Below are 15,017 nucleotides of genomic sequence, written 5' to 3'. Positions count from 1 at the left end.
GTCATGAAGACCGTTTCGATCCGTGATGCGAAGAACCGCCTGACCGAACTCGCCCGTGAGGTCGAGGAAGGTGAAACCATTGTCGTGACACGCAACGGTCGGCCGGTGTTCGATCTCGTGCCGCATCAAAAACGCGGCGGTTTGAACCTGGAGGCCGGCGAAGCCTATCTTCGTTCCAAGGGTATCACGCGGACGGAGATGTATATCGCCGACGACTTCGACGATCCTTTGCCGGAAGATTTTCTTCTCAAACCGCTGCCGTGATCATGCGTGTGCTACTCGACACGCATATGATCATCGCAATCGTCCAACGAAAGTTGACCGACCGTTTTCCTGATGTCCAACGCGTGCTTTTGCACGCTACGACCAAAGGTTTCGTCAGCGTCGCGAGCCTTTGGGAAATCGCGATCAAGACACGACTTGGCAAGTTGCAGCCGGGACTAACCCTGGACGTTATTCCAGCCTACCTGCAGGGCACGGGGCTGACGATCCTGCCCATCGATATCGCGCACGTCATCACCGCCGCCGACCCCGAACCGGAGACGCGCGATCCCTTCGATCGCTTGCTGCTCGCTCAGTGCAAGGTCGAGGGACTGCAGCTTGCGACAGTCGACCGACTGCTCGTCGATCATCCATTGGCGCTGCGGCTCTAAGTTCACGTTCCGATTCAATATGCTCCTCATCTGAATCCGCTTTGCCTCGCAAGTCGTTGAATTCCGATTCAAAACGTGACGCAGAGTGACGGTCCGGCGGGTGATCTGCGGTTGCGGGTTGGCATCAAACCAACTAGATATCCGGCATTAAGTCTAAGTTGCCGCTTCGGGAGGCCGGGATTTTGCAGCAGAGTGCCGTCATCGTCTGTTCGGATGTCAACATGCTGCCGGCCGCCTGCTGCACCCTGCTTTCCGTCAAGCGCAATCTCTCAGGTCCTGCGGTGGAATTTCTGCTTCTCGGCATCGACCTCAAGCCGAACGAGATCGCCGAGGTCAGAAATTTCGCGCGTCTGCACGGCATGACAATCAAGGTGCTGCCCTACAATACGCCGGATACGCTGCAGGCGCGGGGCCGCTGGTCGGGCGCGACGCTGGCGCGGCTCTACATGGATCTGTACATTCCCGATCATGTCGAGCGGCTGCTCTATCTCGATGCCGATGTGCTTGCGGTTGCGCCGGTCGACGACCTCTTCGCCATGGATTTGCAGGGCAAGGCGCTTGCCGCCATAGACGATTATGTCATGGCCTTTCCCGAGAAGGCCGGTGCACGGCAGCGGAAGATCGGCATGCGCGAGGGTGGTCGTTATTTCAATGCCGGCGTGCTGCTGTTCGACTGGTCAGCCTGCCGGGCGAGGGGGCTTTTTGCCAGGACACGGGAGATTTTCGAGGAGCGGTCGTATCTTTTCGAGAATAACGACCAGGATGCGCTGAACGTCACTTTCGATGGCGACTGGCTGGTGCTCGACCCGCGCTGGAACACGCAGACCGGCCTCCTGCCTTTCGTCGGCCAGCCGGCGATCATCCATTTCACCGGCCGGAAAAAACCGTGGCAGGCGACTGTGCCGTGGGTGCATCGCCGGATGGCCAAGCGTTATGTCGAGGATCTCGCCAATACGCCGTGGGCTTCCTTCTGCAGGCAGCCGTCGATGACGGGCCGGATGGCGGGGTTCCTTTCGCATTTGGGAAAGCGGATCGGCGGGCTGGCGCGGCTGGCACGAACACGCGCTTATTTCAGCAACAGCTAGTCGGGCGGCAGAGCGCATCGTCCTTGGAAAGTGCATGTGAGCCGATATGGAAGCAATCCCCAGCGACACGCAGACCATGGCCGCCTCGGATAGCGGCTTCAATTCTCCGACGCCGGAGGCGTGGAAAGCGCTGTTGTCGCACTATTCCCACATTGTGCTGGTGGCCAACAGCGAGGCCGTCGATTTCAAACGGCTGCGAAGCGAATTGCCGGAGACGGCGCTCTACGTCTTCTTCAACAATGTCTATAAGGTGCTCGACGAGCCCTTCGCCGGCCATGCGGTGCTGTTTGCCCGCAGCGGCGTGATGGGCGCCAATATCGTCCACCGGCGCGAGGCGGCGGAAGTCCTACGCTTTTTTGCCGGCGACGATTTTTTGGGCGTCGTCAACATTCGAGTCTCTCCGGAGGAAAACTTCAGCGAGGAGGGCCGCTTCGAAGGCGCTGAAACCCGTCACCTTGATCTGACGAAAATGCTCGTCGATCTCTATCCGGTGGGCAAGATCGCGACGAGTGGTTTTGCGGTGGCGCTGTGGCTCGCCGAGCTGCAACTGCCGGGCAAGATCCTGCTTGCCGGTTTTTCGGCGAAGAGGAGCGAGAAGTGGAAGGTCTTCGACGTGCACGACTGGACGTTCGAGCAGATTTTCCTGCGTCTCTTTGCACGGATGGGCACGATATCGATGATGGGCGGTGTGGATGCCAGCCCCTATGCGGCAATTGCCAGACGGTTTCCACAGGTGCCGCCGATCGAGATCGCGATGACGGCGGCCGAAGTCCTGTCGGAACGGCTCCACAACGCAAATAGCCAGATCGACAGGCTCATGTCCGTCACCAAATCCATCCGCGCCATCGAGGGTTTCTTCCGGCGCTTCAAGCCGAAAACCCGCAAGCAGCGTTTCCTCGAAAAGTCGAAGGAATGACTGTCGAAAGCTCTCCTCAAAAGGTGGGCTGTCAGGCTGCTCTGTGAGTTGACGTTACGCGTGCGGATAACTGCTCTCCGTCCCCTGTCGGGAAGACGAAGCCTTCAAAGCCCCAGCGCGGTCAGCATGACGAAGGTGGCGAAGAGGATGAAATGCGTCATGCCCTCGATGGCGTTGGTCTCGCCGTCGTTGAGGTTGATCGCCGCGGCAATCAGCGTGATAGCCACCATCACCGTCTGTACCGGGGTCATCGCCATGATGAAGGGCTGGCCGGTATAGAGCGCGATCACCTCCATGACGGGCACCGTCAGGATGACCGTCGACAGCGAGGCGCCCATGGCGATATTGACCGTCGCCTGCATGCGGTTCCTGAGTGCCGCCCTCAACGCGGTCAGGATTTCGGGGGCGGCCGAAATCGCTGCGACGACCACGGCGGTGACGGCGATCGGCGCACCGCTGTCGCGCAGGCCTTCGGTCATGAAGGCGGCCATGAACTCTGCGAGCAGGCCGATGATGACGACGCCGACGAGAATGGTGGCGATCGAGATCGCCGCCGACTCGTCGGGGCCATGCTCGTCCGGACTTTCTTTCTTCCGTTCGGAGCGCGGATAGCTGTAACTGAAGAAATAGCTGTGCTGGCCGACCTGCATGCGCAGAAAGAGGCCATAAAGCGCGATCATTGCGACGATGGTGAAGGCGGAATAATAGTGCCATTTGTCGCTGGGCACGAATTCCGGCACGATCATCGAAATGCCCATGGCGGTGAGGATCATCACGCCATAGGTCTTGCCGGAATTGTCGTTATAGGGCTGTTCGCCGTGCTTGAGACCGCCGAGCAGGGCGGCCAGGCCGAGAATGCCGTTGATATCCAGCATCAAGGCCGAATAGATCGTGTCGCGCACCAGCGTCGGCGAGCTTTCGCCGCTCATCATGATGGCGAGGATGATGACTTCGACGGCGACGGCCGAGAGCGTCAGGATCATCGTGCCATAGGGATCGCCGACCTTGACGGCGATCAGCTCGGCATGATGGGCAACGCGGATCGAGGCGAGCACGATCGTGCCGACCAGGCCAGCGGCGGCAATCAGCGCGACGCCGCGCCCCATCCCGATCACCGCGTGTTCCAAGAGATAGGCGATCGCTGCAACGACAAGTGCGGCGACCAGAAACTTTTCCTCTTTAAAGCGTGACGCGATCCTCAAGCCTTAGCTCCTGTCCCGATTCATGCGTTCTATCTAAGTCACTGATTTCGCCTATCAAGCAAGTGCTGGTCGAGTGCCATTTGCAGTCTTCGGCGTTTAATGGAATACTGAACCTCATCGGGGCCGGAAAGCAGATCGCGGCGTCCTCGAATTCTCGTCAAGCGGCCGCGATGATCCGGATCTTTTCCGGAAGCGTGCGAATGCGCAACAAGAAGATGAGGAGACGGATGCATGATCAAGGTGGTCTACGAAGTCGTGCCGCATGACGGCGGCTGGGCCTACAGGCTGGGAGGTGTCTATTCCGAGGCATTCCCGACCCATGCCGACGCGCTTGAAGCTGCGCGCATCGTCGCGGCCGAACAGCAGGTCGGCGGCGATTCCGCCGAGATCAGTTGGCAGGACGAGAACGGCAAGTGGCATGAGGAATATGCCGAAGGCGGCGACAGGCCGGAAACCGAGGTGGTGGACGGCCAGTGGAAGGATCGCCCGGCCGAGGCCTCGCAAGGCATCGGCAGCTAACTATCTCCCGCCACTGCCCGTGCGACGATCGCATCGACGAATTCGCGCTTATGCGCAGTATAGCCGTCGCCGTCCATCCGGAATTCGGCCGCCAGTCTGCGTTTGAGAGCGGCATAATCGGCCGCCGCCAGTGGATGTGCGATGAGATAATCCCGGAAAGCCAGCCTGTTTCGATGCGTGCCGTTGCCGGAAGGGCAAAGGTAGACCCGTTCTGCCGGCACCGAACCTTTCGATAGAAACGCCCAGACCTCGTCGTCATAGCGATTGCCGCGTGGCTCGTAGCCTTCGGCCAGAAGCACGCCTGTGGCGTCCTCGATGTGCTCGAGGCCGGGAAGAACGATGTCGATATCGATGAGCGGCTTGGCGATCATGCCCGGTATGGATGTGCTGCCGATGTGATCGATGAAAAGCGCCTGCGGCAGCAAGGCCAGCAACCTGTTGCGGATTCGCCGGAAGGATTGCGGCCATTGCGGATCGTTGGGTACGAGTTCAACCGGATTGTGTATTCTCATTTCCCGTCCCGCTCGAGCGCCGCCCGTCCGATAGGATGCGCTCAGAACGCTCCGCTATTCTGTAGTTTGCGCATGATTCTTTCCGAAAATCGATTTCGATTTTCGCGGTCACGCACTGGTCGAATATCGATGATAGTCCTGCAGGCCCTTGACCAGCGCGTCGAAAGTGGCGCGGCAGCGCGGCGAAGTCTTCAAGCTCTCATGCATCGCCACCCACGTGCCGAGCGGAATGGCGAAGGCATCGGGCAGGACGTGCACCAGGTCAGGGTTCCCCCGGGCAAGTCCGATCTGGCAGAGACCGATGCCGACGCCGGCGCGGATCGCCGAGAGTTGGGCAAGATTGCTGTCGGTCCGGTAAGAGAATTTGATGTCAGGCACTGCATAGCGTTTCATCGCCATGCGCACATAGGCCGTCTGCCGGTCGAAGCCGATGAGCCGGTGGTTTGTGAGGTCAGCCAGGGTTTGCGGAATGCCGTGTCGTTCGAGATAGCGGCGATGAGCATGAAAGCCGAGGGGGATATCGCCGATGCGGCGCACGACGAGTGCAGCCTGCTGCGGTTCGGCCATGCGCACGGCAATATCGGCCTCGCGATTCATCAGGTCCTCGATCATATCGGATGCCGAGAGCTCGATCTGCAGTTCGGGATAGGTCTCCTGTAGCGGTCCGAGAATCGCCGGCAGCACTTCGACGGCGATGACCTCGCTGGCGCTGACCCTGACCGTTCCTGCCACGTGCTCGCGCTGGCCGGATGCGGTACGCAAAAGCGCGGCCGCGGTTGCAGCCAGCGTCTCGGCATAGGGCTTCAGCGCCAGTGCGGCGTCGGTCGGCAGCAGGCCGTTCGGTGAGCGGGTGAAGAGTTCGGCGCCGATCGCCAGTTCCAGTGCATCGACATGGCGGCCTATGGTCGGCTGCGTCAGCCCCAGTTCGCGGGCGGCGGCCGAAAGCGACCCCTGCTGAAGCACGGTCAGAAAACTGCGGTAGAAATCCCAGCTCGGTTCCACGCTCATATATTTTTGTATAATAGATACATTTCTTTCGTCAATTTCGTTTATGCCATTCTGATGGCATGATCCTCTCATCCGATCGAAGGAGATGATTATCATGAGCAGCGAAATGAAGACGACCGCCCTCGTTCTCGGCGCGACCGGCGGTATCGGCAGCGCGGTTGCCCGCAAGCTGCTTGCGCGCGGCTGGAGCATCCGGGCGCTCAACCGTGACGTCGCCAAGGCGTCGAGGAGCGAGCCGGCGTTCGAATGGGTGCAGGGCGATGCGATGAATGCCGGTGACGTCCTGAGGGCGGCCGAAGGCGTCAGCCTGATCGTCCATGCCGTCAATCCGCCCGGCTACCGCGACTGGGAAACACTGGTGCTGCCGATGCTCGACAATACCATCGCGGCTGCTCGCGCTGTCGGCGTGCGCATCGTGCTGCCGGGCAACGTCTATAATTTCGGTCCCGACGCCCTGCCGGCGCCGACGGAAGAAAGCCCGCAGCATCCGGTAACGAAGAAGGGGGCGATCCGGGTCGAAATGGAGAAGCGGCTGAAGGCGGCGTCACAGTCCGGTGCCGGCGTCATCATTGTCAGGGCGGGGGATTTCTTCGGCCCAGGCACGACGGCCAATAGCTGGTTTTCGTCTGGCCTCGTGACCCCAGGCAAGCCGGTCGGCACGATCAGGAACCCAGGTCGGCGCGGTGTCGGTCATCAATGGACCTACCTGCCAGACATGGCGGAAACCATCGCCCAGCTCATCGAGCGGGCCGATCTGCTGCCGGACTTCGCCGTCTATCACATGGAGGGCTTCTGGGATGCGGATGGCATGCAGATGGCCGAAGCGATCAAGCGCATTGCCGGCGGCAAGGCGAAGATCGGTGGCTTTCCCTGGTGGATCGTGCCGTTTGCCGCTCCTTTCGTTCCTGTGATGCGGGAGATCAAGGAGATGCGCTATCTCTGGAAGGTGCCGCTGCGGATGCGGAACGCCAGGCTTACGGCTGAACTCGGCAGGGAACCGCAGACACCGATCGACGAGGCGGTTCGGGCCTCGCTCGTGGCGCTTGGCTGCCTGCCCGAACTGCATCGCGAGACGACCGCTGCCTTGATCAGGCAGTTGCCTGAGAGCGCGGGTTAGGTCTGAAGTTCGGCCAGGGCGATCCGGGCGACCGTCAACGCCGTCTCGGCCTGCTGAATGTTCGGATCGCCGAGGAACCAGGCAGCGGAAAGGCCAGAATAGGCGGCGATCCATTGCAAAAGCCGCTTCGGCTCCAGCTTCGCCTCCGCCGAGACGACGGCGAGCTGGTGGCGGAAACGGGCGGGATCGGTGATGGTCGGCAGTTCCTCGTTGGCGAAGATATTGGCGAAATCGAAGCCTCGCTCGCCGTGGAGCCGCTTGGGATCGATCGCCAGCCAGCCGCGCGCCTCGAAATCGAGGATATTGTCGTGGTGGATGTCGCCGTGGAGGATGGTGAGATCACGCTGATCGGCAAGGAGGACGTTGGCTATCGCCGAGCAATCGGCAAGCGTGCCGCCATGCTTGCCTGCTGCCGGCTCCAGATCACGGAACCAACGGGTAAGGGAGATGGGATCGGGAAGCGGTTTTTCTCGCGGCGCATGCAGCCGGGCCGCGGTGCGGCAGAGGATGCGGCTTGCCTCATCGTCCGCGCCGTTCATCGCCATGGCAAGCAGCGAGCGTTTTCCCGTCGCCCTTTCGAGCAGCACGGCATCGCCTTCATGGGCATAGACATAGGCTGCGCCGTCACCGTCCCACCACTGCATCAGAAGCGCGCCGTATCGTTCGTCGATATCGGCCGCCACTTTCAGCATGGCAGGTCTGTCCTGCCAGAGGACCGGCAGCAGGCGGCTGGAATGGGTGATGATGGGCTCGCCGTCTGATATCAGCGACCAGCGATCAAGATAGGGAGCAAACATGGCGGCACCCTACAAAAACGCGTCGAAGATGGAAATCCCGCCTTTCGGCGGGATTTGCGTTCGCGTGAAGGTCAGGCGACCTTTTCGAGAATGGGATAGTCGATATAGCCCTTGCCGGTGCCGCCATAGAAAGTCGACTGGTCGGGCGTGTTGAGCGGCAGATTGTGTACCAGGCGCTCGACGAGATCGGGATTGGCGATGAAGGGCTTGCCGAAGGCGACGAGATCGGCGCGACCGCTTTCGACGGCGTCGATCGCCAGATTGCGATCGTAGCCGTTGTTGACCATCCAGTCGGCCTTACCGCCGGCCTTTTCATAGGTCTGGCGCAGCGCTTTGTAATCGAAGGCGGGATTGTCGCCCTGCTTGTAGTCGCGGTCGCCGCCGGTCTGGCCTTCGATGACATGGATATAGGCGAGATCGTATTTGGCCAGTCCTTCGACGACATTTGCGAAGGTCGCTTGCGGATTGGAATCGTAGCTTTCGCCTGATGGCGTCACCGGCGAGATGCGGATTGCAGTGCGGCCGGCGCCGATTTCCTTGACCACGGCATCGACGACTTCGAAGGTCAGACGGGTACGATTTTCGATCGAGCCGCCATATTGGTCTGTGCGGTCGTTGATACCGTCGCGGATGAACTGGTCGAGCAGATAGCCGTTGGCGCCGTGGATCTCGACACCGTCGAAGCCGGCGTCGATCGCCGCCCGGGCAGCCTTGCGGTAATCCTCGATGATGCCGGGGATTTCGGCGGTTTCGAGCGCGCGCGGCTCGGAGGTGTCGGCAAAGCTGCCGGTGCCGTCGGCATTGACCAGATAGGTCTTGGCCTTGGCGATGCGGTTGGTCGAGGAAACCGGTTTGCCGTCGTTCGGCTGCAGCGTCGTGTGCGAGATACGGCCGACATGCCACATCTGGACGACGATCTTGCCGCCGGCTGCGTGAACGGCGTCGGTCACGCGCTTCCAGCCGTCGAGAGCCTCTTTGCTGTAGAGACCAGGCACGTTAGCATAACCCTGGCCCTGATGGGTGATCGCGGTTGCTTCGGTGATGATCAGGCCTGATGTGGCGCGCTGGCGGTAATATTCGACGTTGAGGTCGTTGGGGATTGCGCCCGGCGAGCGGTTACGGGTGAGTGGCGCCATGACGATGCGGTTCTTGACGGATATGTCGCCGACTTTCGTGGGTTCGAAAAGCTTGGCCATGATGGTCCTTTCTTTTGCGGGAGGATCACTCGGCAGGGGCGAGGGCAGCCCGGCCCCTGGCGGAGAGATAGGTGAGCGCCGTCGCCCCGAGGCCGATCAGGGCCATCAAGGCCGCGGCGAGCGGAACGCGGGTCAGATCGAAGCCGGCGTCGATGACCAAGCCACCCACCCATGCGCCGAGCGCATTGCCGGTGTTGAAGGCGCCGATGTTGATCGTCGAGACGAGGTTCGGGGCGTCCTTGCCGAAGCCGACGACGCCGACTTGCAGCGCCGGTACGGCGGCAAAGCTTGCCATCGCCCAGAGGAAGAGGGTGATTTCAGCCGGGATGAAGAAGCGGCTCGTATAGCTGAAGGCGATCGAAGTGATGGCGATCGCGGCAAAGACCCCGGCTAGCGTCGCGCCGAGCCGCCAATCGGCAAGCTTGCCGCCGACGAGGTTGCCGATGGTCAGCCCGAGGCCGATCAGGAACAGCGTCCAGGTGACGCCTTCCGGCGAAACGCCGGTGACGTCGCGCAGCAGCGGCGCGATATAGGTGAAGAGGGTGAACATAGAGGCGGCGAAGAAGACGGTGGTGGAGAGTGCTAACCACAGACCGCCATTCCTGAGTGCCGCAATCTCGCGCAGGATGCTGCCGTTTTCTTGCTGCTTGTCCCTGGGCAGGATGGCGATCAGGCCTGATATGGTGAAGATACCGATGACGGTGACGACGCCGAAGGTGGCGCGCCAGCCATAGGCCTGACCGATCGCGGTGCCGAGCGGCACGCCGAGAACGTTGGCGAGCGTCAGGCCAGTGAACATCAGCGCGACGGCTCGGGCCTTGCGGTCTTCGGCGACGAGGCCGGCGGCGACCACCGAGCCGATGCCGAAGAAGGCGCCGTGGCAGAGTGCTGTCACGACACGGGCGATCATCAGCACCCAGTAGTCGCTCGCCAGAGCGCACAGCAGGTTGCCGGCGATGAAGAAGGCCATCAGCGCAATCAGGGCGGTACGGCGCTTCAACTTCGCGGTCGAAATCGCCATCACAGGGGCGCCGATCGCGACCGCCAGGGCATAACCGGTCACCAGCCATCCGGCCTGCGGGATGCTGACCGAGAGATCGGCGGCGACCTCCGGCAACAGACCCATGATGACGAATTCAGTGGTGCCTATCGCAAATGAGCTCAAGGCAAGAACGAGGAGGGCGAGGGGCATTCTAAAGATCCTGCGTCAGTTGCTTGAGGAAGACGGCGATGGTTTCCTCGTTGCGCTTGTAAAAGATCCACTGGCCGACGCGTTTGGTGGTGACGAGGCCGGCGCGATGCAGCGTGCCGAGATGGGCCGAGACAGTCGACTGCGACAGGCCGCAGCGCTCGAACTGGCTGGCGCAGACGCCCATTTCGAAAGGATGCTCCTGCGAGGGGAAATGCTCCTCGGGATTTTTCAGCCAGTTGAGAATGTCCATCCGGGCGGGATGGGCGAGCGCCTTAATAATTTCGTCTTTGTCCATCGTCGTTTGCCGAATTATAAATCGTGTCTGACCGATATATCGATCGTCAGCCTTCGATATGCAAATCACGGAGGCGTGAGGCTGCGGTGTTTAGTGGGTGCGCAAATTTTAGGCAAAAAAAGAGGGCCACCGGAAAACCAGGGCCCTTGTAATTGTGAAGGTCAAAAACCTCCAGAGGGGAACAGCTAATGCGGTGGTACTGGGAGAGAAACCACAAGATGCATCAGCTGAGAGAGATATGGTGCTTCCTTGAGCAGGTTTCAATGCTTTTTTGTGCATGTCTGCTATGCGTCGCACAATTTTTTTGCGGTGCGGCATTTATCGAGGGAGCAAGGGCAAAAAAAGAGGGCCACTGGAAAACCAGGGCCCTTATAAGTGTGAAGGTCAAAAACCTCCAGAGGGGAACAGCTAATGCGGTGGAACTGGGAGGAAAAGCCACCATGTGCATCAGCTATGTGCGATATGGTGGTTTAATGGGCAAACGGCAACCCTCATTTGTGCATGCCAGTCATGCGTGTTCTGCATAGTCGGCAATTCATCAATAAAACCAAGCTTAAAAGTTCCAGTTTCTGGCCTTGCTGACGATGAAATCGCGGAAGGCTTTCAGCTTGGCGGCGTTCTTGATCTCGTCGGGATAGCAGAAATAGGTGTCGAAGGAGGGTACGTCGGCATTGATCGCCAGCTGAATCAGGCCGGGGTCGCGGCCGACGATGTAATCCGGCAGGCAGGCGACGCCGATGCCGAGCAGGGCGGCGCGCTTGATCGAGGTCTGGCTGTTGATCTGCAGATGCGGAATACGCTTGTTGTCGGACGAGCGGCCGGCGACCTCAAGCCAGTTGACATCGAGCAGGTAACTCGGCGCCGGCTCACCGAAAGTGATGATGCGGTGATTGTCGAGATCCTCGACCTTCTGCGGCTCGCCGTGGCGGTTGATGTAGGACGGGGCCGCATAGACATGCATGTGCACGGTGAAGAGCTTGCGCTGGATGAGGTCGGACTGTTGCGGCTGGCGCAGGCGGATCGCGCAGTCGGCATGACGCATGTTCACATCCACTTCCTCATTGTCGAGGATCAGCTGGATCTGCACATCGGGATAAAGCTGCAGGAATTCCTGGATCTTGTCGGTCAGCCAGCCCTGGCCGAGACCGACCGTCGTGGTGACGCGCAGTTTGCCAGACGGAGTTTCCGTCGTTTCTGTAAGCTGCATCTTCACGGTTTCGAGCTTCAGCAGCACGTCATGGGCGGTGCGGTAAAGCAACTCGCCCTGTTCTGTCAGAATCAGGCCGCGCGCATGGCGGTGAAACAGCTTGGTGCCGACATCGTGCTCCAGCGCGCTGACCTGGCGGCTGATGGCGGATTGGGACAGATGCAGTTTATCCGCCGCATGCGTGAACGAACCCGCCTCGGCAGCTGCGTGAAAAATACGCAGCTTGTCCCAATCCAATGGCATTCCCCCACCCCTCATGCCGATCTTACTCCGCGGCCACGGCGACGGGCATGTGGCCCGTCAGATATCGCTCGGCTTCAAGCGCTGCCATGCACCCCAGGCCGGCAGCAGTGATCGCCTGGCGGAACGTATCATCCGTCACGTCGCCCGCGGCATAGACACCGTCCAGGCTGGTTGCAGTCGAATCCGGCGCGGTCCAGAGATAACCATTGTCCTTCAGCTTCAGCTTGTCCTTGAAGAGCTCGGTTGCCGGCGCATGGCCGATGGCGACGAAGACGCCATCGATCACCATGTCGGTGATCGTGCCGGTTCTGACGTCGCGCAGGCGCGCGCCGGATACGGATTGCGGCAGCGGCGGCTTGGCCGGCGTTCCTGTTATTTCGGCCACTTCGGTATTCCACAGAACCTTGACATTGTCCTTGGAGAACAGGCGCTCCTGCAGGATCTTCTCGGCTCGGAAGAAGTCGCGGCGGTGCACTAATGTGACCGACTTGGCGATGTTGGAGAGATAGAGCGCCTCCTCGACGGCGCTGTTGCCGCCGCCAACCACGATCACATCCTTGTTGCGATAGAAGAAACCGTCGCAAGTGGCGCAGGCCGAAACGCCGAAGCCCTGGAAATGCTGCTCGCTCTCGATGCCGAGCCACTTGGCCTTGGCGCCGGTGGCGATAATCAGCGTATCGGCGGTCCAGACCTGGCCGCTGTCGGTGCGGGCAACGAAAGGACGCTGATTCATGTCGACTTCGGTCACGAGGTCGTTGACGATCTCGGCGCCGACATGTTTTGCCTGCTGCAGCATCTGTTCCATCAACCAGGGACCCTGGATCGGATCGGCAAAGCCCGGATAGTTCTCGACATCGGTGGTGATCATCAACTGGCCGCCCTGTTCGAGACCGGCGATCAAAACCGGTTTCAGCATGGCGCGCGCGGCATAGACCGCGGCAGTATAGCCTGCAGGTCCGGAACCGATGATGAGCACCTTGGTGTGGCGGGCGGGCATGTCATTTCCTTTCGACTGGCAGAAGGGCGGCGGCTAAGTAGCGATTGCGGCCGTTTCGCGTCCCTGCGCCATTTATGAACGTCCAATGCTTTTATTCAAGGGCAGCCTTGCGTTACCAACAAGGCAAATCGCCCGGATATGCAAGAATCCGTCATCGGCGTGAAACTTTCTTGCGTATTCCGCGGCTTTATATAGAAGCTCCCCGCGGAGAATTAAAGAAAGGCAATGATGTGGGTCGTGCGGAACTCGACGTCATCGACATAAAGATCCTCCGGGAGCTGCAGGCCGACGGCCGCATGACCAATGTGGAGCTTGCCGATCGCGTCGGCATCTCGGCGCCGCCTTGCCTGCGCCGGGTGCGCAAGCTCGAGGAAGCCGGCATTATCGAGGGCTACCACGCGATGCTGAACAGCCCGAAGCTCGGCTTCGACCTCGTCGCTTTTTGTATGGTCGGCCTCAAGCACCAGTCGGAAGGCAATCTCAAGGCCTTCGCCGCCGCCACCACCGAATGGCCGCTGGTGCGGCAGGCCTGGATGGTCTCCGGCGACAGCGATTTCCTGTTGCATTGCGTGGCGGAGAACCTTACCCGCTTTCAGGATTTCGTCATCGAGGTGCTGACGGCGAACGAACATGTCGATACCGTGCGCACCATGCTGACGATCAGGCAGGTGAAGAAGCTGGGACTGGTAGAAGTCTAAGACCACTTCGACAGAGTAAACGTCATCGCCAACTACTTGCGCGAAATATAGCCGGCCCGATTGATGCCGTGGCGCTGGAGCTTGTCGTAAAACGTCTTTCTCGGAATGCCGAGCGCCTCGATGGTACGGCGCACGTCGCCGTCATTGGCCGACAGCGCGTCGCGAATGATTTCCGCCTCGTAGCGTTCCAGCCGTTCCGGAAGTGTCTCGCCTGTCGGATGCGGAGGGACCGCTGCCGCTCCGCCGCCTTCTACGCCAAGCACCACGCGCTCGGCATAATGTGAGAGCTCGCGGACATTGCCCGGCCATGTATGCGAGGCGAGATGCCGCCGCACTTCAGGTGAACGCGGCGGCACATCGCGACGGAAGCGCTCCGCGGCGCGAGCGGCGAAGTGGGAAAACAGCAGCGGAATATCGTCGCGGCGTTCTCTCAGCGGCGGAATGGAGATCGTCACGACATTCAGCCTGTAATAGAGATCCTCGCGAAAATCGCCGCGCACCGCGGGATCCCCGAGGTCGATCTTGGCAGCCGCGACGACGCGAAGATCGACAGGACGCACCTCGTTGGTGCCGAGCGGCGTGATTTCGCGCATCTCCAGCACTCTCAGCATCTTGACCTGCGTGGCGGCCGGCATGCTTTCGATCTCGTCGAGGAACAGCGTGCCGCCGCTTGCATGTTCGATGCGGCCCGTGCGGCGCTTCTGGGCACCGGTGAAGGCGCCGGCCTCGTGACCGAACAGTTCGCTTTCGATGACGGTTTCGGGCAGGGCGCCACAGTTCAGCGCCACGAAATTGCCCTTCCGGCGGTGGCTCCACTGATGCAGGAGCTGGGCAACCACTTCCTTGCCGCTGCCCGTTTCGCCGGCGACGAGCACGTCCACATCGGTATCGGCGATGTGGCGAAGAATGTTTCTGAGGTTTTCCATGACAGGCGTCTGGCCGATCAGCGGCAAATTCTCCTGCGCATCTTCGGCTGCCTTCCGCAGCATGCGGTTTTCCAGAACAAGCCGCCGCTTCTCGCTTGCGCGACGCACGCTCTGCACGAGCCGATCGGCTGCGAAGGGCTTGGCGATGAAATCATAGGCGCCGTCCTGGATCGCCTGAACGGCCATGGGAATATCGCCGTGGCCGGTCATCAGGATCACCGGCAAGTCGACATCCATACCTTGCAGCGTGGCGAAGAGTTGCAGTCCGTCGATCTCCGGCATGCGGATATCGGTGACGACGGGGCCGGCAAAGTCCGCCGGCAGGTCCGCCAGCGCGGCTTTCGCACCGTCATAGGCGGATACGGAAAATCCGGCGAGTTCGAGCGTCTGCGCGGTGGCACGGCGTAGATCCTTGTCGTCGTCGATCAGCGCAACGGGCATCAGTGTGTCCATG

At 60.7% G+C, this 15,017-nt stretch carries 17 protein-coding genes; 7 read left to right on the top strand and 10 right to left on the bottom strand.

Features of this window, described 5'->3' with window-relative positions; all coding sequences use genetic code 11:
• Positions 1 to 3: 3 nt before the first annotated feature.
• From AC25BC_RS15150 to AC25BC_RS15135, 4 genes are all read left to right on the top strand, one after another.
• Positions 4 to 264, top strand: coding sequence for a type II toxin-antitoxin system Phd/YefM family antitoxin (locus AC25BC_RS15150; RefSeq protein ID WP_011652922.1), 261 nt, complete (start codon positions 4 to 6; stop codon positions 262 to 264).
• Between the two features lie 2 nt (positions 265 to 266).
• Positions 267 to 653: a type II toxin-antitoxin system VapC family toxin gene (locus AC25BC_RS15145; RefSeq protein ID WP_113545279.1), complete on the top strand. Its 387-nt coding sequence runs from the start codon at positions 267 to 269 to the stop codon at positions 651 to 653.
• Between the two features lie 182 nt (positions 654 to 835).
• Complete coding sequence (locus AC25BC_RS15140) at positions 836 to 1,738, top strand: glycosyltransferase family 8 protein (protein ID WP_128438213.1); 903 nt, start codon at positions 836 to 838, stop codon at positions 1,736 to 1,738.
• Positions 1,739 to 1,784: 46 nt separating this feature from the next.
• Positions 1,785 to 2,654: a 3-deoxy-manno-octulosonate cytidylyltransferase gene (locus tag AC25BC_RS15135; RefSeq protein WP_113545278.1), complete on the top strand. Its 870-nt coding sequence runs from the start codon at positions 1,785 to 1,787 to the stop codon at positions 2,652 to 2,654.
• A gap of 104 nt (positions 2,655 to 2,758) precedes the next feature.
• Here AC25BC_RS15135 and AC25BC_RS15130 read toward each other — a convergent pair whose 3' ends face one another.
• Entirely contained in the window at positions 2,759 to 3,856 is a 1,098-nt protein-coding gene (locus AC25BC_RS15130) for a calcium:cation antiporter (protein WP_113545277.1), read from the bottom strand.
• Positions 3,857 to 4,087: 231 nt separating this feature from the next.
• Here AC25BC_RS15130 and AC25BC_RS15125 point away from each other — a divergent pair, with 231 nt between their 5' ends.
• Positions 4,088 to 4,375: a DUF2188 domain-containing protein gene (locus AC25BC_RS15125; RefSeq protein WP_012758413.1), complete on the top strand. Its 288-nt coding sequence runs from the start codon at positions 4,088 to 4,090 to the stop codon at positions 4,373 to 4,375.
• On the opposite strand, the gene AC25BC_RS15120 is transcribed toward AC25BC_RS15125, so the two are convergent.
• Together AC25BC_RS15120 and AC25BC_RS15115 are read right to left on the bottom strand one after the other, a co-directional pair.
• The gene (locus AC25BC_RS15120; RefSeq protein ID WP_128405951.1) at positions 4,372 to 4,887 is read right to left on the bottom strand and encodes a GrpB family protein; all 516 of its coding nucleotides are present in this window, start codon (positions 4,885 to 4,887) and stop codon (positions 4,372 to 4,374) included. The genes AC25BC_RS15125 and AC25BC_RS15120 overlap by 4 nt on opposite strands.
• Before the next feature lie 108 nt (positions 4,888 to 4,995).
• Positions 4,996 to 5,895 (bottom strand): LysR family transcriptional regulator, encoded by a 900-nt coding sequence (locus AC25BC_RS15115; protein ID WP_128438212.1) that lies wholly within the window; start codon positions 5,893 to 5,895, stop codon positions 4,996 to 4,998.
• Between the two features lie 94 nt (positions 5,896 to 5,989).
• Between AC25BC_RS15115 and AC25BC_RS15110 the strand changes: the two genes are divergently transcribed.
• A complete protein-coding gene (locus tag AC25BC_RS15110) occupies positions 5,990 to 7,012 on the top strand; it encodes an NAD(P)H-binding protein (protein WP_012758410.1) in 1,023 nt (340 codons plus the stop codon).
• On the opposite strand, the gene AC25BC_RS15105 is transcribed toward AC25BC_RS15110, so the two are convergent.
• From AC25BC_RS15105 to trxB, 6 genes are all read right to left on the bottom strand, one after another.
• Positions 7,009 to 7,809 (bottom strand): aminoglycoside phosphotransferase family protein, encoded by an 801-nt coding sequence (locus AC25BC_RS15105; protein ID WP_128438211.1) that lies wholly within the window; start codon positions 7,807 to 7,809, stop codon positions 7,009 to 7,011. The two genes, AC25BC_RS15110 and AC25BC_RS15105, sit on opposite strands and share 4 nt — an antisense overlap.
• A 71-nt stretch (positions 7,810 to 7,880) precedes the next feature.
• Positions 7,881 to 9,005 carry an alkene reductase gene (locus AC25BC_RS15100; protein ID WP_012758408.1) on the bottom strand — a complete coding sequence of 375 codons (1,125 nt, stop codon included), beginning with the start codon at positions 9,003 to 9,005 and terminating at the stop codon, positions 7,881 to 7,883.
• A 25-nt stretch (positions 9,006 to 9,030) separates the two neighbouring features.
• A complete protein-coding gene (locus tag AC25BC_RS15095) occupies positions 9,031 to 10,197 on the bottom strand; it encodes an MFS transporter (RefSeq protein ID WP_012758407.1) in 1,167 nt (388 codons plus the stop codon).
• A 1-nt stretch (position 10,198) separates the two neighbouring features.
• On the bottom strand, positions 10,199 to 10,492 hold the full coding sequence (locus AC25BC_RS15090) for an ArsR/SmtB family transcription factor (protein WP_012758406.1): 294 nt from the start codon (positions 10,490 to 10,492) through the stop codon (positions 10,199 to 10,201).
• Between the two features lie 553 nt (positions 10,493 to 11,045).
• Positions 11,046 to 11,942, bottom strand: coding sequence for a LysR family transcriptional regulator VtlR (locus AC25BC_RS15085; RefSeq protein ID WP_003561253.1), 897 nt, complete (start codon positions 11,940 to 11,942; stop codon positions 11,046 to 11,048).
• A gap of 22 nt (positions 11,943 to 11,964) precedes the next feature.
• Entirely contained in the window at positions 11,965 to 12,939 is a 975-nt protein-coding gene (gene trxB, locus AC25BC_RS15080; RefSeq protein ID WP_128438210.1) for a thioredoxin-disulfide reductase, read from the bottom strand.
• Positions 12,940 to 13,169: 230 nt separating this feature from the next.
• On the opposite strand from trxB, the gene AC25BC_RS15075 reads away from it, so the two are divergent.
• Positions 13,170 to 13,637, top strand: coding sequence for an Lrp/AsnC family transcriptional regulator (locus AC25BC_RS15075; RefSeq protein ID WP_017994786.1), 468 nt, complete (start codon positions 13,170 to 13,172; stop codon positions 13,635 to 13,637).
• A gap of 32 nt (positions 13,638 to 13,669) precedes the next feature.
• On the opposite strand, the gene AC25BC_RS15070 is transcribed toward AC25BC_RS15075, so the two are convergent.
• Positions 13,670 to 15,016 carry a sigma-54-dependent transcriptional regulator gene (locus tag AC25BC_RS15070; RefSeq protein WP_012758402.1) on the bottom strand — a complete coding sequence of 449 codons (1,347 nt, stop codon included), beginning with the start codon at positions 15,014 to 15,016 and terminating at the stop codon, positions 13,670 to 13,672.
• Position 15,017 lies beyond the last annotated feature (1 nt).

It is taken from the genome of Rhizobium sp. WSM409 (genome assembly GCF_057653825.1).
This window is presented reverse-complemented; position numbering and strand designations above follow the sequence as displayed.